The sequence below is a fragment of the Muriicola sp. Z0-33 genome (assembly GCF_026126425.1).
Classification (GTDB): Bacteria; Bacteroidota; Bacteroidia; order Flavobacteriales; family Flavobacteriaceae; genus JAFMPW01.
The window spans coordinates 135759-159872 of the sequence record NZ_JAFMPW010000006.1 but is presented as its reverse complement, the minus strand read 5'-3'; the positions used below and the strand labels follow the sequence as shown (position 1 = coordinate 159872).

Sequence of the window (24114 nt, the reverse complement as noted above, 5' to 3'; positions counted from 1 at the left end):
TAGCCTCATGACTGCAATTGCCGACGTAAATCCAAAGGAGAATATCATTATTAAAGGGGCAAAACTGCACAATTTAAAAAATATTGATGTAGTAATTCCCAGAAATAAACTGGTGGTAATTACAGGGCTTTCTGGTTCGGGAAAATCAAGCCTGGCCTTTGACACCCTTTATGCTGAAGGGCAAAGGCGCTATGTGGAAAGCCTTTCTTCTTACGCAAGACAGTTCTTAGGTAAACTAGATAAACCCAAGGTAGATTATATTAAAGGTATTGCTCCGGCAATAGCTATTGAACAAAAAGTAAATTCTACTAATCCCAGGTCTACAGTTGGGACCACTACGGAAATTTACGACTATCTTAAATTACTATTTGCCAGGATAGGTAGAACCATTTCACCGGTTTCGGGCAAAGAAGTTAAGAAACATACGGTGTCAGATGTCATCAACCACCTTCGAACTTATGATGAAGGAACTAAATTACTTTTATTAGCACCAATAAAGATTCCCAAAGAGCGAGATCCATTTAAATCTGTGCAGTTGCTTTCCAAACAAGGATATGCCAGAATTAAGTACAAGGGCGAGGTAATTAGAATTGACGATTCACTAAAAAACATCGGTTCAGAATTTGACCTGGTGGTAGACCGTATTGTAAAAAAAGAAGACGAGGATTTTTACAACAGATTGGCCAATGCAGTGGATACTGCTTTTTTTGAAGGTAAAGGCGAATGTTTTATAGAAGAGTTAGAAAGCGGTAATATCATTTCATTTAGTAATAAGTTTTCATTAGATGGGATGAACTTCTTGGAACCAAATGCGCACCTATTTAGCTTTAATAACCCTTATGGGGCCTGTCCTAATTGTGAAGGATATGGCGATGTAATAGGGATAGATGAAGACCTTGTAATCCCAAACACCTCCCTTTCAATATATGAGAGTGCCATATTTCCCTGGAGAGGGGAAAGTATGAGTAGGTACAAAGACCAATTGGTGAATAATGCGTATAAGTTCGACTTTCCCATCCACAAACCCTGGTTTCAACTTACCGAAGAGCAACGGCAGCTGGCATGGGACGGCAATGCTCATTTTAAAGGAATATCAGATTTCTTTAAAAAACTCGAAGAAAAGAGCTATAAAATACAAAACCGGGTAATGTTATCGCGGTATAGGGGCAAAACACGCTGTACACAATGTAAAGGAAGGCGTTTACGTCAGGAGACAGAATATGTTAAAGTAGCAGGAAAATCTATTTCGGACCTGGTAGAACTACCAATTGCTAAACTCCTCCCCTTTTTTGATAATATCTCCTTGAATGAACACGATACCATTATCGCCAGTCGCCTTTTAAAAGAAATTGTAACCCGTCTGGGCTTTTTAAGTAAAGTAGGACTTAGCTATTTAACGCTCAACAGAAAGTCTAACACCCTATCCGGAGGGGAAAGCCAGAGAATAAACCTGGCCACTTCATTGGGAAGTAGTCTTGTGGGGTCTATGTATATTTTAGACGAACCCAGTATTGGTCTTCACCCCAAAGACACTGAAAACCTTATTGAAGTATTGAAGTCCCTGCGCGATCTGGGAAATACGGTAATCGTTGTAGAGCACGATGAAGATATTATGATGGCTGCAGATGAGGTTATAGATATTGGCCCGGAAGCCGGCACACATGGCGGCGAAGTTGTGGCACATGGGACTATGGAAGCAATTTTGAAATCGGCCTCATTAACAGCCAGCTATCTGAATGGGACAGAAGAGATTAGCGTACCGGTCGAAAGGAGAAGCTCTAAAAATCACATTAGTATTAAAGGAGCCCGTGAAAATAACCTGAAAAATATAGATGTAACCTTTCCACTCAACATGCTTACTGTAGTCAGCGGGGTATCTGGTAGTGGCAAGAGTACCCTGGTTAAAAAATTACTATATCCTGTTATTTTGAAGGAAATTGGTGGTTATGGTGAAAAAGCAGGACAGTTTACAGCTTTTGAAGGTAAGTACCAGTTTTTGAAGAATGTAGAATTTGTAGACCAAAATCCCATCGGTAGATCTTCACGTTCTAATCCAGTAACTTACATAAAAGCATATGATGATATTAGGGCGTTGTACGCGGGCCAGAAACTAAGCAAAATCCGTGCTTACCAGGCCAAACATTTCTCTTTTAATGTAGATGGGGGGCGTTGTGAAAAATGCAAGGGTGAAGGCGAGATTACCGTAGAGATGCAGTTCATGGCCGATGTGCATCTGGAATGCGATACCTGCAGCGGTAAGCGTTTTAAGAAAGAAGTTCTGGAGGTGAAATTTGAAGGAGCCAGTATAGATGATGTCTTAAATATGACCATTGATGACGCTGTTGCATTTTTTACCGAGCACAAGCAGACTAAAATTGTCAACAAATTACAACCCCTTCAGGATGTAGGCCTTGGCTATGTTACATTAGGCCAATCCTCCTCTACGCTTTCCGGGGGCGAAGCCCAGCGAATAAAATTAGCCTCTTTTCTGGTAAAGGGGAAATCTAAAGATCAGGCACTTTTTATATTTGACGAACCCACCACCGGGCTCCATTTTCACGATATTAAGAAATTGCTGAAATCTTTTGACGCTCTTATTGCTACCGGGCATTCCATTGTAGTAATAGAGCATAATATTGAACTGATAAAATGTGCCGATTACATTATAGACCTGGGTCCGGAAGGTGGTGAAGGCGGCGGACAATTGATGGCAGAAGGTACTCCAGAAGAAGTAGCTCAGAATAAACACTCGCATACGGCACGATACTTAAGGGAAAAGTTAAGATAGAAATGCTGCATGGCTTAACATAAGACGATTTAAAACAGTCTGGCGCTACTTTTTACTCCACTTTGCTGAATACCAGATCGCGTACCCTTCCCGAAGACACTTTACATCCAACAATCTTGTTGTTTTCATCCCTCTGAAATGCCACCTGTCCAAAAAACCAGGCGTTGCCACCAAAAGTGTCCTCCTTGAGGGGGTTGACAGCAAAGTCGCTATGCCTGCTATGCTGTACCATCAACTTTTCATCTACCACCTTAAAATGGTAGGTCGTAGACAACTCTTCGCTGTGGTAGCTCCCCTCGAATTCTTTCAAGACAACGGCATTTTTGTCAAATGCCTTTAACCTGGGAGCTTCCATTATCTGACCGTTCTGATATAGTTTAATAGCCTTTACTTTATCACCGCCATTGGGGATAAACTCCAGCTTAGCTTCTACCCCCACCACATCAAATTCTGTTTCCGATATGGGAGCCAATGCAACTTCAGGTTGTCCTGTGGCCTGTGCAATCAGTTCCCCTTCTTTTAAGATAACGCCAATAATAAATCCGGGCTGCAACTCAAAATCGCCCACATAGGAATCTAATATATCTGCTGCAACGCTTATGGATTCCGCTTGTGCCTCTGTTTCAGTGACTTCCTCTTCGGGTTCTTCCACAAGGGCTTCCTCCAGAAAAATATCTACCACCTTGTGAGCTATCCTTCCCGAATTAAAATCGGCCGAATTGCTAAACACACTGACAGCAAAATCCTGATCTGGAAAGCGGGCCAGATAGGACCTGTACCCGGCATCCGCACCCCCATGTTGTATCTGATTTAACCCTTTGTATTTACCAACAAACTGCCCCAAAGCTCCGCCAAAGGTTTTACCGCTATTGAGTTCTGCCGGGGTATTCATTTTCTTAATAATTGTTTCGTCTCCAACTTTGGGATTAGAGAAATTCATTGCCCACAGACTTAAATCTTCAACCGTCGTGAACAAGCTGGTAGCCCCAACATTGGCATAGCTAAGGACACTTTTCTTATATCCCGTGCTATCAGTTTTGTATGAATAGGTCCTGTTTTTAACAATCTTTTCATGATCGTCATAAAAGAGCGTGTTTTTCATTTGAAGGGGGGCAAAAATTTCCTGCCCTGTGAATTCAGCAAAAGACATTTCAGACACCCTGGCGACCACCTCAGCTAAGAGGGTGAATCCTGTATTACAATACAAATATTCGTCTCCCGGATTAAAGTTCAAATCTTTTTGCTTACTAACCAACTTTAGAACCTGTTCCAAAGTAATTACATCATCCAGGCGCCATCCGGCCATAGCAAGCAGATTCCACTGGTCTCTTAAACCACTTGTGTGCGTGGCCAGGTGCCTTAGGGTAATAGTCTTCCCAAAATCCGGGACTTCTGGTACATATTTTCTAATATCGTCTTCCAGGCTCAGTTTCCCTTGCTTTTCAAGGAGGAGTATAGCAAAGACAGTAAACTGCTTCGAAACGGAAGCAATATGGAATATGGAACCAGGAGTAATTGGAATGTTGTATTCCAGGTTAGATAATCCATACCCCTTTTTGTAGATAATTTCCCCGTCCTTAACAACTGCTACAGCAGCTCCAGGACTATAATCGTTATTCCAAGCTGCAAATACCTCATCAGTTTTCCCTTCCAGAGTAGTGGCTTTTGGCTTAATAGTTTCCACTATGATATCATATTCCCCTTCAGGTTCTTCCTCATCAAAAGGCGACACTTCTATTCGGTATTTGCCTTTCTCGCCAGAGGTTAATGTAAATAGTTCCGGGCCATATTTCCCATTGGGGCTATCAAAATCCTCTATTTTATCACCATTTGTATCAAAAGTGGAAATTTTCATGTCCACTCCTCTCTGCATCAGTTTAAGAAATACAAATTGGCCTTCTTCTAAAATTAAATCGTAGTTGTGTTTATCAGCAGGACCTATTTCTGCACTGACCAATTTGCCCTGGGTTAAACTGCCTTTCTGAATTTGGGCCTGAGTTAAGGCTACAGGCGCTACTATAAAAAGGAAAACTACTAACTTACATATCAATTTGTCCATACTTCTTGTATTGTTTTTATGGTTTTAAAGGTAGGATATTTGTAATTAGAATTGGAGGGATATTTATTCCCACACCAAAAAGATAGTACTAAGGCAGTCAGTTGGCTTATTCCAGTCCAAAAGCTAAGAATACATTTCCGGCTTTCTGGCTGTGCATTCCATAACCACTATTAAAAAATACCATCCCATTTGCAATTACCGGGCCTGGCCCATCAATAGATCCTCCACTTGCAGCTACGCCATTCACGGTTTCGAAATCTCTAAGGGTATCAAAGTCCCAAATAACTTCACCTGTCCGGGCATTATGCGCCCTGGCATGCCCGTCGAGGTTCCCTGCAAATACAACTTCATCTATAAGCGTAGGTGCAGCAGAATTACCACTATAACAGCCCTGGATGCCATTGCAAATTCCTGGGTCCGCCACTGACTTCCATATTATCTCCCCATTCATCAAATCCATGGCGTACAGTCCTGGACTTGCGGGGTAAGTCTCGTCACCACCAAATGGAAACCAATCAGAATTAGAGACGTAAGCAATATTGTCCCTGGTAGCAATACCCCAGTGGATTCCTCCAAGCGCTCCTCCCCGGCCAATTCTCTTTTGCCATATGGGTATGCCCGAATCGGGATCCAGACAATGCACCACCCCAGACTTTTGCCCGACTATTAATACTTCTTTACCATCTTGTCTTTGGGTAAGCACAGGAGCCATACCGAAATCCAAATCGGGACCAGTGGGATCCGGACAATTAGCACAAGGTTCCATGCTTGTTCCATCTGCACTAAATGTTCCAATTACATAGGCATCTCCCGTAGTCGCCTGGTAATTCCAGACCAATTCTCCGGTTTTTAAGTCTAAGGCCTGCAAAGCATCGGAACTATCGGTCGTAGGGAAAGAATTATTCTCTCCTGTTCCAATATAAAGCAATCCCCTTTTTGCATCTATAGTAGGACTGCTCCAAACAGGAGCCCCGGAAGGGCCATATTTCATGGTGCCTGCGGAGCTTAGCTCCTGAGCAGTAGCTTTTTCCTCAACAACACGGTGGCGCCATACCTCTTCTCCATTTTCAGCGTCCACGGCCACCACCATTCCAGACCCTTTGCAACACTCATAGCTTTGCTCATTACCAGACACTACCTCCATGGAGGTCAGGGGTACGTATACCATTCCATCAAAATAGGCGACGGTGCCTGTAACTGCATTTGCAGATTCATTCCTAACGCTAGCCTTCCAAAGTAATTCCCCCGTATTGGCTTTAAGAGCGTAGGTGGTGCAATTAAAATCGGCAAAATACAAACTCACCTCCCCAGTTTCATCCTGGCTAACAGCAATACCACCTCTAACGTTACTATCTGCCCTGAATATCCATTGAACACAACCTGTCTGCATATTTAAACAGTATATTTCACCAAATTGGCTTCCAAAAACAATACTATTATCGATAACTGCCGGTTTAGATCTGCTTATTGTTCCTCCATCAAATCCAAATGCCCATATCAACTTAAGTTTGGGTACCTCTTCTAATGAGAGTTGCGCTACTTCTGAAGCGATATACCCGGTCCCTTCCACATTACCCGCCCAGCCGGAGTATTTTATATTTGATAACTGCAGGTCAGGTGCATCACACATATTTACCGGAGCAGTGCCCTCCGAGTATTTTTTTGAAGTGAGCATTTCCGCGATCCCTATTTTTTCTTCTTTACTGAGACTGCTGCCCTGTATTTGCATTTTACCAGATTCTAATGCCGCTACAATGCTTCTGGGACTCATGGCATTCATATGTGTTACGGAAGGAGCAGTTGCTGCACCTTTACCATAATGACACATTGCGCATTTGGTTGAAAAATTTGTTTGGGCTTTGGCCAACTGTTGGGAGTGGGTACTTTCTCTGCACCCTGTAATACAAAAGGCTAATAACAATATAAGTAAGAGCTCTGGTTTATGATATTTCACAATATATTTTTTGCGGTTGAAACTTCTTTTTGAGTATAAGAACTCTGGCAGACCTCATTTCATGCTACTAATAAGGCAATACCAACATGGGGGTTCATTAAAGATAGGGCATTTGTACAAAGGAGCAGAATGACAAATTAGAAATCTTTTTAAAGAGGTTTTTAAGAGATTTCATTAGCTGCAACCATGCTTATCACTATTTTACCTTTAAAGCTATTTTCGCCGAAATATCTAAATGCCATTGGCAACTGGTCTAAAGTAAATATCCGGTCTATGATCACCTGAAGTTTGTGTTCCACTACCATCTGCGCAATAGCGCTCAACCCTTTATTTGGTTGGTGTGCAAGAATGCCCATTTTCTTGGAAGAGAAGGCAGATATCAAAGGTCCGAGAAAAACACTTTGAAAAATCAGCCCTGTATGCCCACCTATGATTTTGTATTTACCTACGGGCTTTAATGCCCGCTTAAAATCTAAAAGAGAATGGTGTCCTACTACGTCCAGAATTAAATCGTATTGTTCCTCCCTTTTAGTAAAATCTTCTTTGGTGTAATCAATGGTATTATCGGCCCCCATGCTTTGCATAAATTCAATCTTATCTGTATTGTCTACCCCAGTTACGCTGGCACCGCGCATTTTGGCCAGCTGTATGGCAAAACTTCCTACACCGCCTCCTGCACCATTGATTAAAACGTCTTGGCCGGATGCTACCTGTCCATGATCCTTAACTCCCTGCAGCGCCATTACTGCGGCCTGAGGCAACGCTGCCGCCTCTGTAAAACTAAGTGCCCTGGGTTTTAAAGTAAGGGTGTCTGCTTTTGCACTGACGTACTCTGCAAACGCTCCCCAACCACTTTCACTAATATCACCAAACACTTCATCATTAATTTTAAATTTCTTTACCCCTGCCCCTACCGCAGTAATTACACCAGCTACATCGCATCCCAGGATCTTTTTTATTGGTTTGGTCAAACCACCCCCTGCAAGTCGTACAATAAAAGGCTTACCCCTCAAGAGGTCCCAGTCCCATGAATTAATCGCGGCCGAATGCACTTTTATGAGCACCTCATTCTTTTTAAGATCTGGTATGGGTAGCTCTTCAACACCTAAATTATCCGGGGAACCGTACTTATGGTAAACTAACGCCTTCATTTTATACGCTATTATAGTATTAATTAATACAGTACTTGTTTTACTGAACTGAAAATTACGACTTTAATTAGTTCAAAGAATCTAATTAATACATTCTATTCCTGAATTTATAGTTGCTAGCTGAAATTTTCTGGTTCTTCAATTTTTATGTATATAACTAATTGTTTATCAATTTGTTAGAGAATACTCTAAATTCTTGGCACGCTGTTTGGTATATACCTATCAGAATGTAAAAGTTGCATTCGGAAATTTAAAACCTTATATCATGAAGAATTTAGTACTCTTAATAGCAGCCTTAGTTTTAGGTACGGCGAGTACCTATGCTGCGACCCCAGAAAATAAGGTTGCACTGCGCAATGCTTATAACTACAACAACTCATTCATTTTTGTTGAAAATGGCATTACGTTTTCAGTATATCCGGATGGCGAATTCGATTTTTACATAGATAATTATGTAAGTGGTCGTAGGAATGGAATCACTTTTAACTCGGGTTACGACTATAGTCCTTATGCACAGTACGATGATTATGGTGCAGTAATCCAGGTAGAGAATGTCCCTGTTTATTACGACTACTACGGACGGGTAAATCAGATTGGTGATGTGGACATTCGCTATAGGAATGGAAGGGTAAGACGTGTTGGTGGTCTTTATGTCTACTACAATAACCGTGGATTCTATGATTACCATACCGGATACATTAATATATATAACAGACATTATGTTTACAGGCCTTTTCACAGGTTCTTTGTAAGACCTGCTTTAGGATTCTGCCTGGTATACGGAAGACCATACAGACAGTATTATTCCCCTATCAGATATACCTATTACAGGCCGTACAGATATAATTACAGAAGAGCGTATGCCAATGTTGGAAATCATTACCGCTATGATAGAGGCCATAGAAGAAATAAGGTCTATAGAAACGACAAAAGAGTTGCGGTTCGTCAGAACACGAATAGGAGCAGAAGAGCAGACGGACTCAGAAGTAACCAGAGAATTGCCGCAAACAATAATAGCGGATCAAGGTCTAATAGTCGTGTAAACCAAAGAGGTGATGTTAGCAGAAATAACAGATCCGTCAGCAGAAACAATGTGCGCAAGAACAGCGGAACTAGTAGCAGAACAGTGAAAAGAACTGTTTCTAATAATAACAACAGGGTTACAAGAAGTACCACTGTAAGAAAAGGGAATAATAGCGGAATTCGTTCCAACTCCGGAAGAACGGTGAGCAAAAGAACGGTTACCACTACCCCAAGAAGTAAAACGGTTACTCGTAGCACAAGGAGCTATAAGAAACCACAAGGCAAAAGTACTGGCAGCAGAACTGTAGCTAAAAGAACTACACAACGTAGCTCACAGGCAAGACCTGCCAGTAAAAGTAGCCGAAGCGGTAATGCCAGAGTAAGTAAAAGTTCTTCAAGAAGAACGGTTAGTAAAGCTCCGGCCAGAAGTTCCAGAAGCAATAGCAGTGGAACAAGAAGTAGAAGTAGTCGCACAAGAGTGCAATAAAGATAGTTTTTAGGTTGGTTAGTTGTTTAGCCCCGTAGTGGATTCGTCTGCTGCGGGGCTTTTTTTTATCAATGCTTAAGCCATAAAACACACTATCGTTTCAAATACCTTGATAATACCGCAAAAACATCTTCAGATATCCTCAGTCGATACAGGACACCAACATACATTACTAGCATCAAGATACTCTTAATGATGATATTGACAATAGGGTGAAATGGAAATTGCAGGGAATAGAAAAGGGCTCCAATAAATAACAGCAAGCCCAATACCTTAAATGTTTCTGCTGTAAAAGGGAGTATATTAAATTTTACTTTGACAAAAATTAGTTTGGCACAATTGTACATAAAGATGGCCAGAAATGAGGCAATTGCTGCACCGGACAAGCCATAAACAGGGATCAGCCATAGATTAAACAGAATTGTTATCACGGCTAATAATACTCCCATTAGCAGCAATGTTCTATAATATTCAGAATTGTATAAGATAGCATTGTTATTACCCAGAAATGCGTCGAAAACCTTGGTAAGGCCTATAAGGAAAACCACAATAAACCCTCCTCTGTAGGCTTCCGGTAATAAAGTATACAAATCTGTAAGGTTCAGGATGATCCCGGCAAAAATAATTCCGGCAATAATAAAAAGTGTCAGAGAGGTTTTCCTATAAAGATGTTTTAGTCCGGTCCAGTCTTCTGCATTTAAAAGCTCCGCTGTCATCGGATATGTTATCTGATGCATGGCCCTGGAAGGAACGGCTACTACAGCAGCAATGAATATGGCCACACTATAATAAGCGACATTCTGGATCTGGATAAACTGATTGATCATAAAACGATCTATCTCCAATAACACCACCGCAGTAGAGCCTCCCAGAATTATCAGGCTGCTATAGTTTAATATGTTTTTGGTATTCCCGGGGAATTTAAATGTTAGACCTGGCATCTTTAAAGTATAGGCATAGACTTTCATCACCACTGTTCTTAGCAAAAATAAGCCAACCAAGGCCTTTAAAAAGATAGTAACATCTATGAGGTCGAAGTAGATAAGTATCAGTAAAATGGTAACTCCTAAACGGACAAAAACCTCCTTCATAAAATTTCCAAAAACCGATTTCAACTGTACTTTAGACCAGGCGTAAAACACTTCAAAATAGGCTAATGCCATCCCAATTAGGAAGATGTACCATACATAATCTCTGACAATAGCGTTCTTACTTGCAAGAAACTCTCCTATGGCCGCGTTGGCGACATAACTAATAAATGCAACAGGAATAATGAAAAGCAGAGGTAATAAAAGCATAAGTGAAAGAAAACCATCTGATTCGCGGGAATCCTTAAAACTGCTGTAATACTTCACCATAGTATTGGGCACCCCAAACGCCAGAATAGGCATTAGAATTGTTGCTGTCGATAAAATTACACCTACAAGACCATAATATTCTTCAGTCAGAAAACGAGTATATAGAAACAAAGTGTTAATTGCCCCTATTCCAAATCCCACATAAGTGATTATTGTGTTAACCAATGACTGTTTAAAAACTATTCCCATAGCAAGAATTCTGACAATTTACGGGTAAGTTCTCTTCTGCTATACTGTTCTATATTGCCATCGGCAACCTTTAGTTCTCCTTTTTGAAATTGTTTAAACCAGTCTGTCAATAATTGTTTCAATTCTAAGTGTGCTGAATAATTAAAGGTACTTCCAGTATGGGTGTCATTAATTATTCTGGCCGCATCCCAACCTTCAGGACCAACTGCCAATATTGGTCTTTTAGCCGCCATATATTCGAATAATTTTCCAGGGACAATCCCTTTGGTCACTTCAGCATCTATCTCAACAAGTAAAAGTAGCTGCGAACTTCTTTGCTCTCTAAGTGCTTGTGCATGTGAAACATATCCTTTTAGTTTGATATAAGGTGCTAATTCATAATGGTACAAACTATCCATAACCTCTTTGCTAACCACTCCTATAAAATTGATTTGCAATAGTGATCTGAAAGCTTCATTTTCGGTTGTCAGTTCGGAGAGTACTTTCCATAGGTTTTTCGGGTTTCTACCACTGAGTAATGAGCCTATATGTGCTATACTGAACTTATCATCCAAATGGGCTCCTCCCTGGTAATCGCCATCATAACCATTTGTAATGACTTCAATAGGGACGTCTGTAATTCCCTGAAACTCCTTTTTGGTAGTAGGGCTGGTAACAATAAGTTGGTCCGCTGAACTCAGAACACTCCGCTCTAACTCCTTATGTTTTTTCCGGGAAGATGCTGTCAGTCTTAATTTATTATGGTAACCGATACTGGTCCAGGGATCTCTAAAATCTGCGACCCAATACACCCCATGTTGCTGCTTTAGCCCCAGTCCTATTAAATGTAAGCTATGGGGCGGTCCGGTAGTAATTATGGTATTAATATCCTCCTTGTTCAGCAGCTCGGATAAATAACTTATTGAGGGCTGTACCCAATTTTTTCTCGCATCCGGAATAAAAAAATTCCCTCTTACCCACAGCATAAACTTTTCAATAAAAGACAAGCGCTTGTTTGCTATTATCCCCGAACTGATCTTTTTAGTCTTTCTACCAGATAAGAGCCTTGCCAGGTTATATGGCTCTTTAATTTTATTTTTATAGCATCTGACGCCCTCTGGAACCTCCTTTGCTAAAGTTTCATCAATAATGGGATAAGTGGGGTTTTCAGGAATGTAGACTATAGGTTCTATATCGAAATCCCTTAAGTATTTTACGAACATTAACCAGCGCTGAACTCCCGGGCCTCCGGCCGGAGGCCAATAATAAGTGATTATGAGTACTTTCTTTGCCAATTATATAGAGATGCAGGTGAATTCTTAATAAGCTATTGTGCTTCCTCCGCCGCCCCGGATTTGGCTTCACTTTTTCTGCGCCAATAAGAAAACCCAATTCCTCCAAAGATAATAAGCCCCAGTAAAAGAGACGACCCCAGTGTAATTTTACTTCCAGTATTAATAAGCACCGGTTCGAATTTAAATTCCACTATATGATCTCCGGCAGGCACCCTCATTGCCCGCAATGCATAATTAACTTTAAAGTGATTGGTCATTTTACCATCTATATAGGCGTTCCAACCGTTTGGATAATACATTTCTGAAAAAACAGCGACGCCCGCATATGAATTTCTGGTTCTGTAAGTCAAATGATTGGGCTTGTATGCTGTAAGTGTAACCGAGGAAATAGAATCTTTTTGAAAATTAAACCTGTTTATGTTACTAAAAACTGTACTGTTAATAACAGCCTCATTTTTAAGATCCAGACTGTCCAGGGACATTATTTCTTCATCCGCACTGCTTACTTCCTTTAATTTACTTATAAACCAGGCATTGCCATTGGCGTCAGGGTTTATTCCTGCATAACTCTTTCCTTCCTCATCTTGCTGTATGACATATTTAATATTCATCATATTAAACACACCTATATTCCCTTTCTGAATATGGAAATCATACAAGTCCTGCATCCTGGCTGGTTTTGCAGCGTGATATCCGGAGATCGCCTGATGAAAATATGAGGTTCTGGCTCCTTCAAAACCCTGTGTTTGATCATAAACACGGAAAATCCCCTTGTCTTGCCTAATTTCCTTATCTACAGCAGACTCCTGGAATGGTCTGTCGACCAATCGTTGTCTCACAAAATTATCTTTATTGACATAGCGTCTGTCTACACCAACCAAATCTACCAGAATAAATAATCCAAGGGCCATCACAAGGATGTTTTGCCTGATTCTCTCCTTTAAGAATAACCACATAGCCAGAGCAGCCAAAACCACAAAAATCAAAGACCGGATAGTATCATTTATATAAACCGCCTCCCTATCTCTAACTATCATGGCCAAAACCTCATCGCCGAAATAGCGCTGATAGGCAGCGTCATTTGCTGCAGAAAAATCAAAACTACCTTTAAACAAAAGCAGCCCAACTCCTATTCCCATGCTGACCAGGAAACCCAATTTCAAAGCCTTCATTTTCTTCTCCTTGCCGACGGTAGGTTTAAATAGTACCACCAGAGTCATTATGGCCATTATAGGAGCACACAATTCCAAAAGAACCTGTATAGATGAAACTGCCCTGAATTTATCATAGAGCGGAAAGTAGTCTATCATAAAATTGGTCAAAAGGCTAAAATTTTTACCCCAGGAGAGTAATAAAGACAGAATAACGCCTCCCAACAGCCACCATTTTACACGGCCCCTTACCAAAAAGAGTCCCATAATAAAAAGAAAGAATACAATCGCCCCGATATAAGCCGGCCCTGAGGTACCGGGTTGCGGTCCCCAATACAGTGGCAAGTTACTGGTAAATTCCAATGCCCTTGTACGTGGCAGCCCCTGATCTAAGAGATAATTATAGGTTTTGGAATCTTCACCCAAATTTTCACCATTAGACCCTCCAAATAGCCTGGGGACATATAGGTTCAAAGACTCCGTTATGCCATAGCTCCATTGGGTAATATAGTCTTTGCTCAATCCGTCTGTTTTCTCTTTGGCACTCCCATCAGGGTTGATGGTCAGGGCCGACTTTCCCCTGGTACTCCAGTCTGCATATTCTTTGGTAGCCATCAGGGCAGTGGCATTTGCCGAAATTCCCAATACTACTGCCAAAAGCAATATCCCAACTGCTGTAAAGTAGTGCTTAAGTACTTTCTTTCGGATGGCGTCAATCAAATAAACTACCCCCAGTACAAGTACTAACAGCATAAAATAATAAGTCATCTGATAGTGGTTGGCACCTACTTCGAGTGCCATACCAAGAGCCGAAAGCACAAATCCCCATAAATATTTTCTCCTGAAAGTGAGTATAATACCACCAAGTAAAATGGGCAGGTAGCCTATGGCATGAGCTTTTGCATTGTGCCCAACCCCTAATATGATGATAAAATATGTAGAAAAACCAAAGGCCAGAGCCCCTAAGACGGCCAGCCTATAGTCTACCTTCATGCAGCATAAAAGGATGTAAAACCCAATAAAGTATAAAAAGAGGTAATCTGCCGGTCTTGGTAAAAAGCGTATGACACGGTCCAGTTTCTTAACATAATCATGCGGATAATAAGCCCCTAGCTGATAGGTTGGCATCCCGCCAAAAGCACTATTTGTCCAATAAGGTTCCTGATCTGTCCTTTTCCTGAAATCGTTCTGCTCCTTGGCCATACCGGAAAACTGTTCAATATCAGATTGCCTAATGGTTTTACCCTGAAGTACCGGATAGAAATATACCAGAGACGCCAGAACGAAAAATGCAAGTGCAAAAAAATGGACAAATAAAGCGTTGAGTTTTTTGCTCATCGGTTGGTTTAACAGGATTGGTTAATCTATTTCTTCAAAATCTATGTATTCTCCAATATCTTTTGAAGCTTCCTTTGTTGTCCTTTTATTTTGTTTTTTAGTATTGCCCCATATTCCTTCTTCGGCCGACTCCTGACCGGGATAGGCCCCGAAAGTCTCCTGAAAATGCCTTTCTGCTTTTTTAGCGGCGTATCCAAACAATTTAGGAGCAAACCATCTTGCCAGTATCTTCAACAGATAGTAGATCAGCAGGATTATTAAAATCGTCTTTAAAAAAGTCATATTCTTTAAAATATTTATATCAAAAATACAATTCCAGCGTTGTAATAACAGTACAAAAGTCATAAAATAATAATAAAAAGGGGCCGAGGTCCATCTCGTTAAAATGATTTGCAATAAAAAGATTCTTCTGCTATTGGCATTTGTTTTGCCAATTCTGGCCATTTCTCAATACACCGATGTAATAAATTCTAATCGTCCCGGGCTATCGGTAAGCGCATACGCCATTGGCAAAAATGTGTTGCAATTAGAAGCCGGATTATTCTACGAGCAGCAAGACCACAGCACACTCAATACAGCGTCTAACATTTGGGGAAGTGATATTTCATTGCGGTATGGGTTATTGTTTGAAGAATTGGAATTGAATTATGAGGGCACGTTTCAAAATCAGAATATTACATTTACCAATTTTGGATTTGATGAATCCAGAACAGATTTTTACAGAAACAGATTAGGGGTTAAGTATTTAATCTATGACAGGTACAAAGATCCCCAAAGGAATAAACCCAATCTTAGAAGTTGGAGGGCCAACAATGTTTTTCAGCTTAAGAATTTAATCCCATCAATTTCGGTTTACGCAGGAGCAAACTTCGTATTGGGCGATAACCCCTACTACAGGGAAGATCCCATTGTATCACCAAGAGTAATGGTAGCTACACAAAGCAGGCTAACACCAAGATTTGTACTGATTTCGAATATTGCATACGACCGAATTGCCACAGATTTCCCGGAATGGAGCTATTTGTTGTCGCTCTCACATGCATTTAGAAATCCTAAATGGAGCGTATTTGTAGAAAACCAGGGAATTAAGAGCGACAGGTATTCCGATGTATTACTTCGAAGTGGGGTGGCACATTTGATCAGTGAGGATCTCCAGGTAGACATGAATTTAGGAGCCAGTTTTAAAAACAAGCCCTCCAGGATATTTGTAACTGCTGGTGTTTCGTATCGCTTCGATTTCCACAAAGATGCCCCAATATTGATCGATGACCAGAAAGCTGGTGCAAATGGCGGACCCATCAGAAAGAACAGCATGAAAAAGAATAAGAAAAAAAGGAAAAATAAAAATAAAGGCGCTGGTGCCGAAGATATAGATCTTGGTCCTTCCAAAAAGCAGCTTCGCAAGCTAAATAAAAAACAAAAAAAGAGTTCAAATTCTGATAATGGGGTGATCGACTTTTAATTTCTTCCCGCTTTAACTCTAAAAATACCCAGGATAAAATTCTTTTAATTTTTTAATCTGATCTTAATTATTCCTAATATTGATGCCGTAAAACCCAGGAATGATTACGTTAAAGGAAGCCACTACTAAATCCGAATTAAAGAAGTTTGTAAAATTTCCATTTTCAATATACAAAGACTCCCCCTATTGGGTGCCCCCAATAATCAGTGAAGAACTGGCTAGTTTCGACAAGGAGAAGAATCCGGTATTCAAGGATGCAGAAGCAAGCTTTTTTCTGGCCTATAAAGACAACAAAATAGTTGGCCGAATTGCTGCTATTGTGAATTGGATAGAAATAAAGCAGCAGAAATTGCCAAAAATGAGATTTGGCTGGTTCGATTTTATCAACGATTTAAACGTTTCTAAGGCTTTGTTAGATAAAGTGGCAGAAATAGGCAGAGCAAAACAACTGGATTTTATGGAAGGTCCTGTTGGCTTTTCAAACCTCGATAAAGTTGGTGTGCTAACGGAAGGTTTTGACCATATAGGCACTATGATCACCTGGTACAACCATGCTTATTACAAGGACCATTATGAACAATTGGGTTTTGTAAAAGAAAAAGAATACCTGGAAAATAAATTTCCTGCAGCCAACGCAGATCCAAAATTCTTTGCCAGGGTACAACTGCTAATTAAAAAGCGTTATGGCCTGCGTGAAATGAATTTTACAAAAACCAGTGAAATTATGCCCTGGGCAGATCGCATGTTCGATCTTTTTAACGAAACCTACTCCAGCCTGTCATCTTTTGTGCCTATAACAGACATTCAGAAGGCTTATTTCAAAAAGAAGTATATAAGTTTTATTAACCCGGAGTATATCAAGTTCATAGTTGACAAAGACAATCAGCTTATAGCCTTTGCTATTGTTATGCCATCGTTTTCCAAGGCTTTACAAAAGGCCAAAGGGAAGTTGTTCCCTTTTGGTTTTTACCATTTGTTGCAGGCCAAAAAGCACAGCAAAGATGTTACCTTCTATTTGATCGGCATACACCCGGAATACCAAAATAAAGGGGTCACCTCAATAATTTTTAACGAATTCTATCTCACTTTTAAGGAGAAGAAAATAGTTACCTGTTACCGTACTCCTGAATTGGAAGAAAATGTTGCCATTCGTCAAATGTGGAAGCATTTTAACCCTGTTACACACAAAAGACGCCGCACGTACAGAAAAAACCTCTAAGAAATATCAGGCGATGAATATCTGCATGCGAAACGCAACAAAGCAGCTGGTTTTAAACAACCAGAAAACACAGAACTCCCCAATAATTTTTAATTGATTATTGTTTACTCCCCCATCGCGGCTGCTACAGCTGCTGATAGTCTTTTGTAGGTCCCATTTTGAAGTCGATCCCTGATCGCAGAAAAGGCGTCCAGAGTTACCGCAATATCTTCCATTGTATGGGTAGCTGTCGGGATCATTCTAAGTAATATCAGCCCTTTAGGGATTACCGGATAAACCACAATGGAACAGAATATTCCATAATTTTCCCGAAGGTCTTTAACCAATGCCATGGCTTCCGGAATACTACCGTTAAGATAAACCGGGGTAACACAACTACTTGTGGTGCCAATATTAAACCCTCTTTCCTTAAGACCGTTTTGCAGTGCATCTACATTCTCCCAAAGCTTTGCCTTAAGTTCAGGTTTGGTTCTAAGCATATCCAGTCTTTTCAACGCGCCTTTTACATATATCATAGGCAATGATTTGGCAAACATTTGAGAACGCAGATTGTATTTAAGGTAATCTATGATCTCTTTATCAGCTGCCAGGAAGGCTCCTATTCCGGCCATAGATTTTGCAAAAGTGGCAAAGTATACATCTATATCGTCCTGCACGCCTTGCTCCTCTCCTGCCCCAGCACCAGTTTTTCCCAATGTTCCAAAACCGTGGGCATCATCAACAAACAATCTGAAATTGAATTTCTTCTTTAGTGCTACAATTTCCTTCAGTTTGCCCTGTTCACCACGCATACCAAATACACCTTCAGATATAACCAGAATACCACCCCCTGTCTGCTCGGCCATTTTGGTGGCACGTACAAGATTCTTTTCAAGACTGTCTATATCGTTATGCTTAAATGTAAAACGCTTGCCCATATGCAGTCTTACGCCATCTATAATACAAGCATGGGAATCAACGTCATATACAATTATATCATCTTTTGCTACAAGGGCGTCAATAGCAGATACCATTCCCTGGTACCCAAAATTTAACAGATAGGCCGATTCCTTTTGCACAAAAGTAGCAAGTTCCTGCTCTAATTGCTCATGGAATTTGGTGTGGCCGCTCATCATACGTGCACCCATTGGATACGCCGCACCGAATTCAGCTGCCGCCTCTCCGTCTACTTTTTTGATTTCGGGCAAATTGGCCAGGCCTAAATAATCGTTTATACTCCAGGTAATTACTTCTTTCCCCTGGAACTTCATCCGGTTAGAAATAGGCCCATCTAGTTTTGGAAAAACAAAATATCCCTCTGCCTGCGAGGCCCATTTTCCCAATGGTCCTTTATTTTCGGTAATCCTAGCAAATAAGTCTCTCATTTAGTTTAGTTTGGTAATCCCATAATTCATAACTGGAAGATGCCAACCGCGGCCCTGTCCGGTAAAAATTCGGGATTGCGCAAAATTATGGATTTTTGTCCATGATTCATAAATTATTTTGAGTACCAATAAAAAAGGGCAGAGAGTTATTGCTCTTTGCCCCTTATATAAAAATTGGATATTTTATTATTTTACGAACTGTATTTCACGTTCTTCACCGACACTTTTACTGTCCAGGAAGCCCTGATCATTCATCCATTGATCACTATAGATCTTACTCATATACCTGGAACCGTGATCTGGAAATATTACCACTACATTACTGTCTTTGGTAAATTCCCCTTTTTTACTTAGTTGTTTTACTGCCTGAACTACAGCGCCACTGGTGTATCCTACAAATATCCCTTCTTTTTGAGATATTTCTCTAGCCGTATGAGCACTCTCCTCATCTGTTACCTTAATAAACTCATCTATGGCTTCAAAATCTGTCGCATCTGGAATAAGATTTTTTCCAAGCCCCTCTATACGATAAGGATAGATCTCATTTGTGTCTAATTCGCCTGTTTCATGATACTTCTTCAATACCGAACCATGCGCATCCACTCCGATTACCTTGATATCCGAATTCTGTTCTTTTAAAAACCTGGAAGTACCGGAAATCGTTCCACCTGTTCCACTACAGGCAATAAGATGTGTTATGTTCCCATTGGTCTGTTCCCAAATCTCAGGACCAGTTGTATTGTAATGAGCTGCTATATTTAATTCGTTGAAGTATTGATTAATATAGATAGATCCTTTGGTTTCTTCATGTAATCTCTTTGCAACCTGATAATAGGATCTGGGATCATCAGCGCTAACATGAGCAGGACAAACATAGACCTTGGCACCCATAGAACGCAGCATGTCAATCTTATCTTTCGAAGATTTTGAACTTACGGCAAGAATACATTCATATCCCTTGATGATACTCACCATGGCTATACTAAAACCCGTATTTCCAGAAGTGGTTTCAATAATAGTGCTACCCTCTTTGAGTATCCCTTTACGTTCGGCATTTTCAATAATATATGCCGCGATTCTGTCTTTTGATGAATGTCCCGGATTAAATGCCTCCACTTTGGCATAGAAATTACCTTTTAGTGGTGCTGTAATAGTATTTAATCTGACTAAGGGAGTATTACCTATAAGTTCAAGAATATTGTTATAAGCATTTATCTTGTTATCCATAAAGTAAGGTTAGCAAAATTTGGTGTTTTGAAAACAGCCATAATCTAAACGCAAAATTACTCTTTTTTTTGAATTATGGAATTTTCCGTTCTAAATCGAGCAAAAAGGTGTACTCCTTTGCCACCTCCTTTAGAGCCTCAAACCTTCCTGAGGCCCCGCCATGCCCGGCGTCCATATTGGTGTCGAGAAATAAGAGGTGATCATCTGTCTTGTATTGCCTAAGTTTAGCAACCCATTTAGCAGGTTCCCAATACTGCACCTGAGAATCATGTAATCCTGTGGTTACCAACATATTAGGGTATTCTTGTGCACTTACCTGATCATATGGAGAATACGATTTCATATAATCATATTGCACTTTATCGTCAGGATTGCCCCATTCATCGTATTCGCCCGTCGTAAGAGGGATAGATTCATCAGACATAGTTGTTATGACATCTACAAAAGGTACTGCCGCAATTACGCCATTATAAAGCTCAGGTGCCATATTAACAATAGCACCCATTAGCAGCCCACCGGCAGAACCTCCCATGGCATACAAATGCTCCGAACTGGTATATTGCTTTGAAATCAGGAATTTTGAACAGTCTATAAAGTCTGTAAACGTGTTCTTTTTATTTAGCAGCTTCCCATCATCGTACCAAGGCCTCCCAAGGTACTGTCCTCCCCTTACATGTGTCAGGGCATAAACAAAACCTCTATCCAGAAGGCTTAATCTTACCGTAGAAAAATAAGGATCTATTGTGGCTCCGTAAGATCCGTATGCATACTGTAACAGGGGGGTCTTGTTATTAATCCGGGTGTCTTTGTGATACACCAGGGAAATAGGAACCTTAACCCCATCCCTTGCAGTTGCCCAAATTCTTTCGGATCGGTAATTGGCTTTGTCAAATTTACCCCCAAGTACTTCCTGTTCCTTTTTAATTTCCTTTACCCTGGTACTCAGGTTAAAATCTATTATAGACCTTGGTGTGGTCAGCGAATTATAAGAATACCTCAGGGTTTCAGTATCAAAATCCGGGTTAATCCCCACATTGGCCGTATAAGTCTCACTATCAAAAGGTAAATAATACTCCTCCTGTGAATCCCATCTGACAATTCTTAGTTTATTTAACCCATTCTCTCTTTCTGTGAGGACATAATAATCTTTGAAAATATCGATATCTTCCAATAGCACATCTTTCCTATGACCAATAAATTCTTCCCAATTATCGGCTAAGGTGCTATCTTCTGAAGTTTTCATAAGTTTAAAATTCCGGGCATTATCCTTATTGGTGAGTATGTAGAAATGATTACCATAATGCGAAATGTTATATTCCAGGCCTCGAGTTCTGGGAGAAAACATCCTTAATGCACTATCTGGATCATCAGCAGGGATTATTTGATATTCTGTGGTCAGGGTGCTGTATGAGCCAATTACAATGTACTTCTTCGACTTTGTTTTGTAGACAAAAGTGCTGAATGTCTCATCCTCTTCATGAAATACCACTTCATCCAAGGAAGAGGGCGTGCCCACTTTATGTTTATAAATTTTGTTAGAACGCAGGGTCTCGGGGTCTTTTTTCGAATAGAAAAGGGTTTTACCATCATTTGCCCACACCGCACCGCCCGTAGTGTTTTCTATGATGTCATCCAGTATTTTTTCAGATTCCAAATCCTTAATTCTAATGGTATATTGCCTTCTGGAAACCGTATCTACACCAAAAGCTGCCAGCTTATTATCTGGACTGACAGATAACCCTCCCAAATTAAAATATTCATGTCCCGATGCCATTTCGTTGCAATTGAACATAATCTCTTCATCAGCCTCAAGATTTGTTTTTTTTCTGCCGTATATCGGATATTCTTTTCCATTTTCATAACGTGTCACATACCAGTATCCGTTTTTCTTGTAAGGTACAGAAGTGTCGTCTTCCTTAATCCTCGATTTCATCTCCTCAAAAAGCGACTGCTCAAACTCCTTAGTATGGGCAGTAAGTTTTTTATAATAAGCATTTTCTTCCTCCAGGTAGCTGAGGACTTTTGGATTTTCCCTATCATTCAACCAATAGTAATTATCTACCCTTATGTCTCCGTGTTTCTCGAGTTCTTTTGGGGATTTTTCGGCAACTGGCGCCTTTGCTCTCAACATCTTTTTATTTTGATTTTGACAAGAAACGGCTAAAGTAATACTTAATAATATAACCAGGTCTCTTTTTATAAATGCATACATTAATTCTTTATTTAGGGGCATAATTTACTAATTTTGATCTAGCATTTTAAACAAAAAGATATGTTCGGAGATCTCATGGGAATGATGGGTAAATTCAAAGAAACCCAGGAAAAGGTTAAGCAGACAAAGGAAAGATTAAATACAGTAACATTGGAGGAAAGTTCTTCAGACCAGCTTCTCTCGGTTACGATTACCGCCAATCGAGTGCTGAAATCTATCAGCATAGATGATAGTTTACTCGATGACAAAGAACAGCTTGAAGATTATCTTGTTTTAACCATTAACAAGGCAATTGCGAAGGCTTCGGAAATTCACGAAACGGAATTGGCAGCAGTTGCCAAAGAAGGCATGCCCAATATTCCGGGAATGGATGGTTTATTCAAATAATCCTTATAAACCTTGCCAATAAGTCGATAGCTTTATTGGAGATTTTGTGTTATTTTTAGAAAAAGTAGTGCTATGATCGAGATTAATAAAGGAAAAAACAATTCCTATCAGTTTAAGCTTAAAACACGTGATGGCAATGTCCTTTTAAACAGCGTTGATTTTAAAAGTGAAGAGGAAGTACATCGAACTATAGACGATTTAAATCCTATTATAAAAAAGCAATCCGTATTTGAAAGGAAGACAGATCATGAGGGCAATTTCCTGTTCAACTTAAAAGATTTAAGCGGCAAGGTGATTGGCAAAAGTCAGCGTTACGGCTCTGAAGCGGGAATGGAAAACGGCATTAAAAACTTGAAAAACCGGATTAGCAGTATTTCCGGAGATGCTGGTTTATATTGATTTTAAAATTTCTAACAAATATCCGTGCATCTCATCGGTATAATCCAGGTGAGTAACCATCCTGAGTTTCCCCTGCCCCATTCCTATGATATGGATGTCCTTCTCTAGTAATTTTTGTATAAAGTGTTCCGCTTTTACCATGTCCTCGTTCACCTCAAAAATGATAATATTAGTTTCTACAGGTTCAACTTTTTTTACCAGTTTATGTGCTTTTAACACCCCAGCAATTTCTTTCGCTTTCTTGTGATCCTCTGCTAGCCTGTCAATATTGTGGTCTAAAGCATAAATTCCTGCAGCTGCCAGATAACCGGCCTGCCTCATTCCCCCTCCAAGGATTTTCCGTATGCGAATGGCCTTTTCTATAGTGTTACTGTCACCAATTAAAATAGATCCTACCGGGCAACCTAGTCCTTTGCTGAGGCACACACTGATTGTATCAAAAAGTTTTCCGTAATCCGAGGCGGTATGACTACCATTTACCAGGGCATTCCACAAACGTGCACCATCCAGATGATACGCAAGGCTATGCTTTTTACATATTTGCTGAATATGTTTTAACTCGTCAAAATCCCAGCAGGCGCCCCCTCCCTTGTTGGTCGTGTTTTCTATACAGACCAGTTTTGTAAGTGGACTGTGATAGAAATCTGGCGGATTCACTGCTGCTTCTACCTGCTCTGCCTTCATCATACCCCGGTGACCATCAACCAATCGGCAAGAAACTCCACTATTAAAACTCACCCCTCCCCCTTCATAGTTATATACATGTGCATATTTGTCGCAGATAAGTTGGTCGCCTGGATTCGTATGAAGTTTAATGGCGGTCTGATTGGTCATAGTCCCACTCGGGAAAAATAATGCCGCCTCCCTTTGAAAAAGAGAAGCAGCCTTCTCCTCCAATGCATTAACCGAGGGGTCCTCTTTAAATACATCGTCGCCTACCTCGGCAGACATCATGGCCGATAACATTCCCGGACTCGGCTTTGTTACTGTATCACTTATTAGATTTATCTTCAAGGGTTCCTCTTCTTATTGTTTATTGCTAATTGTTAATTGTTTATTGTTAATTGATAAT

At 40.4% G+C, this 24114-nt stretch carries 17 protein-coding genes; 6 read left to right on the top strand and 11 right to left on the bottom strand.

Going from position 1 to position 24114, the window contains the following annotated elements; translation table 11 throughout:
- Positions 1-7: 7 nt before the first annotated feature.
- Positions 8-2788: an excinuclease ABC subunit UvrA gene (gene uvrA / locus J1G40_RS10355; RefSeq protein WP_265242560.1), complete on the top strand. Its 2781-nt coding sequence runs from the start codon at positions 8-10 to the stop codon at positions 2786-2788.
- A gap of 52 nt (positions 2789-2840) precedes the next feature.
- Here uvrA and J1G40_RS10350 read toward each other — a convergent pair whose 3' ends face one another.
- The 3 genes from J1G40_RS10350 to J1G40_RS10340 all read right to left on the bottom strand — a co-directional run bounded on the left by J1G40_RS10350 (position 2841) and on the right by J1G40_RS10340 (position 7952).
- Positions 2841-4847 (bottom strand): serine hydrolase domain-containing protein, encoded by a 2007-nt coding sequence (locus J1G40_RS10350; protein ID WP_265242559.1) that lies wholly within the window; start codon positions 4845-4847, stop codon positions 2841-2843.
- A gap of 106 nt (positions 4848-4953) precedes the next feature.
- Positions 4954-6801, bottom strand: coding sequence for a PQQ-binding-like beta-propeller repeat protein (locus tag J1G40_RS10345; protein ID WP_265242558.1), 1848 nt, complete (start codon positions 6799-6801; stop codon positions 4954-4956).
- A gap of 161 nt (positions 6802-6962) precedes the next feature.
- The gene (locus tag J1G40_RS10340) at positions 6963-7952 is read right to left on the bottom strand and encodes an NAD(P)-dependent alcohol dehydrogenase (RefSeq protein WP_265242557.1); all 990 of its coding nucleotides are present in this window, start codon (positions 7950-7952) and stop codon (positions 6963-6965) included.
- A gap of 265 nt (positions 7953-8217) precedes the next feature.
- Between J1G40_RS10340 and J1G40_RS10335 the strand changes: the two genes are divergently transcribed.
- Positions 8218-9462 (top strand): hypothetical protein, encoded by a 1245-nt coding sequence (locus J1G40_RS10335; protein WP_265242556.1) that lies wholly within the window; start codon positions 8218-8220, stop codon positions 9460-9462.
- 92 nt (positions 9463-9554) lie between these two features.
- On the opposite strand, the gene J1G40_RS10330 is transcribed toward J1G40_RS10335, so the two are convergent.
- From J1G40_RS10330 to J1G40_RS10315, 4 genes are read right to left on the bottom strand one after another with little or no spacing between them, the layout of a single operon-like run.
- Positions 9555-11009: a lipopolysaccharide biosynthesis protein gene (locus tag J1G40_RS10330; RefSeq protein ID WP_265242555.1), complete on the bottom strand. Its 1455-nt coding sequence runs from the start codon at positions 11007-11009 to the stop codon at positions 9555-9557.
- Positions 11000-12283, bottom strand: a complete 1284-nt coding sequence (locus J1G40_RS10325; RefSeq protein ID WP_265242554.1) for a glycosyltransferase family 4 protein — start codon at positions 12281-12283, stop codon at positions 11000-11002. Before J1G40_RS10325 ends, J1G40_RS10330 begins: the two co-directional genes overlap by 10 nt.
- A 32-nt stretch (positions 12284-12315) precedes the next feature.
- A complete protein-coding gene (locus J1G40_RS10320; protein ID WP_265242553.1) occupies positions 12316-14772 on the bottom strand; it encodes a YfhO family protein in 2457 nt (818 codons plus the stop codon).
- Positions 14773-14793: 21 nt separating this feature from the next.
- Entirely contained in the window at positions 14794-15117 is a 324-nt protein-coding gene (locus tag J1G40_RS10315; RefSeq protein ID WP_265242552.1) for a DUF4834 family protein, read from the bottom strand.
- A 40-nt stretch (positions 15118-15157) separates the two neighbouring features.
- Between J1G40_RS10315 and J1G40_RS10310 the strand changes: the two genes are divergently transcribed.
- Both J1G40_RS10310 and J1G40_RS10305 read left to right on the top strand, forming a co-directional pair.
- Positions 15158-16234 (top strand): transporter, encoded by a 1077-nt coding sequence (locus tag J1G40_RS10310; RefSeq protein WP_265242551.1) that lies wholly within the window; start codon positions 15158-15160, stop codon positions 16232-16234.
- A gap of 100 nt (positions 16235-16334) precedes the next feature.
- A complete protein-coding gene (locus J1G40_RS10305) occupies positions 16335-17453 on the top strand; it encodes a GTP cyclohydrolase (protein ID WP_265242550.1) in 1119 nt (372 codons plus the stop codon).
- A gap of 104 nt (positions 17454-17557) precedes the next feature.
- Here J1G40_RS10305 and J1G40_RS10300 read toward each other — a convergent pair whose 3' ends face one another.
- The 3 genes from J1G40_RS10300 to J1G40_RS10290 all read right to left on the bottom strand — a co-directional run bounded on the left by J1G40_RS10300 (position 17558) and on the right by J1G40_RS10290 (position 22256).
- The gene (locus tag J1G40_RS10300; RefSeq protein ID WP_265242549.1) at positions 17558-18817 is read right to left on the bottom strand and encodes an aminotransferase class I/II-fold pyridoxal phosphate-dependent enzyme; all 1260 of its coding nucleotides are present in this window, start codon (positions 18815-18817) and stop codon (positions 17558-17560) included.
- 186 nt (positions 18818-19003) lie between these two features.
- Positions 19004-20044, bottom strand: a complete 1041-nt coding sequence (locus J1G40_RS10295) for a PLP-dependent cysteine synthase family protein (RefSeq protein WP_265242548.1) — start codon at positions 20042-20044, stop codon at positions 19004-19006.
- A gap of 73 nt (positions 20045-20117) precedes the next feature.
- Positions 20118-22256, bottom strand: coding sequence for a S9 family peptidase (locus tag J1G40_RS10290; protein ID WP_414855666.1), 2139 nt, complete (start codon positions 22254-22256; stop codon positions 20118-20120).
- Positions 22257-22316: 60 nt separating this feature from the next.
- On the opposite strand from J1G40_RS10290, the gene J1G40_RS10285 reads away from it, so the two are divergent.
- Positions 22317-22643, top strand: coding sequence for a YbaB/EbfC family nucleoid-associated protein (locus J1G40_RS10285; RefSeq protein ID WP_265242546.1), 327 nt, complete (start codon positions 22317-22319; stop codon positions 22641-22643).
- A gap of 72 nt (positions 22644-22715) precedes the next feature.
- Positions 22716-23042 carry a YegP family protein gene (locus J1G40_RS10280; RefSeq protein WP_265242545.1) on the top strand — a complete coding sequence of 109 codons (327 nt, stop codon included), beginning with the start codon at positions 22716-22718 and terminating at the stop codon, positions 23040-23042.
- Here J1G40_RS10280 and J1G40_RS10275 read toward each other — a convergent pair.
- Positions 23034-24056, bottom strand: coding sequence for a threonine aldolase family protein (locus tag J1G40_RS10275; protein WP_265242544.1), 1023 nt, complete (start codon positions 24054-24056; stop codon positions 23034-23036). The two genes, J1G40_RS10280 and J1G40_RS10275, sit on opposite strands and share 9 nt — an antisense overlap.
- Positions 24057-24114 lie beyond the last annotated feature (58 nt).

Coding starts and splice junctions, on each gene's coding strand:
- J1G40_RS10350 (WP_265242559.1), bottom strand. CDS start 4,847: ATGGACAAATTGATATGTAAGTTAGTAGTTTTCCTTTTTATAGTAGCG.
- J1G40_RS10305 (WP_265242550.1), top strand. CDS start 16,335: ATGATTACGTTAAAGGAAGCCACTACTAAATCCGAATTAAAGAAGTTT.
- J1G40_RS10335 (WP_265242556.1), top strand. CDS start 8,218: ATGAAGAATTTAGTACTCTTAATAGCAGCCTTAGTTTTAGGTACGGCG.
- J1G40_RS10340 (WP_265242557.1), bottom strand. CDS start 7,952: ATGAAGGCGTTAGTTTACCATAAGTACGGTTCCCCGGATAATTTAGGT.
- J1G40_RS10280 (WP_265242545.1), top strand. CDS start 22,716: ATGATCGAGATTAATAAAGGAAAAAACAATTCCTATCAGTTTAAGCTT.
- J1G40_RS10310 (WP_265242551.1), top strand. CDS start 15,158: ATGATTTGCAATAAAAAGATTCTTCTGCTATTGGCATTTGTTTTGCCA.
- J1G40_RS10295 (WP_265242548.1), bottom strand. CDS start 20,044: ATGGATAACAAGATAAATGCTTATAACAATATTCTTGAACTTATAGGT.
- J1G40_RS10320 (WP_265242553.1), bottom strand. CDS start 14,772: ATGAGCAAAAAACTCAACGCTTTATTTGTCCATTTTTTTGCACTTGCA.
- J1G40_RS10315 (WP_265242552.1), bottom strand. CDS start 15,117: ATGACTTTTGTACTGTTATTACAACGCTGGAATTGTATTTTTGATATA.
- J1G40_RS10300 (WP_265242549.1), bottom strand. CDS start 18,817: ATGAGAGACTTATTTGCTAGGATTACCGAAAATAAAGGACCATTGGGA.
- uvrA (WP_265242560.1), top strand. CDS start 8: ATGACTGCAATTGCCGACGTAAATCCAAAGGAGAATATCATTATTAAA.
- J1G40_RS10330 (WP_265242555.1), bottom strand. CDS start 11,009: ATGGGAATAGTTTTTAAACAGTCATTGGTTAACACAATAATCACTTAT.
- J1G40_RS10285 (WP_265242546.1), top strand. CDS start 22,317: ATGTTCGGAGATCTCATGGGAATGATGGGTAAATTCAAAGAAACCCAG.
- J1G40_RS10290 (WP_414855666.1), bottom strand. CDS start 22,256: ATGTATGCATTTATAAAAAGAGACCTGGTTATATTATTAAGTATTACT.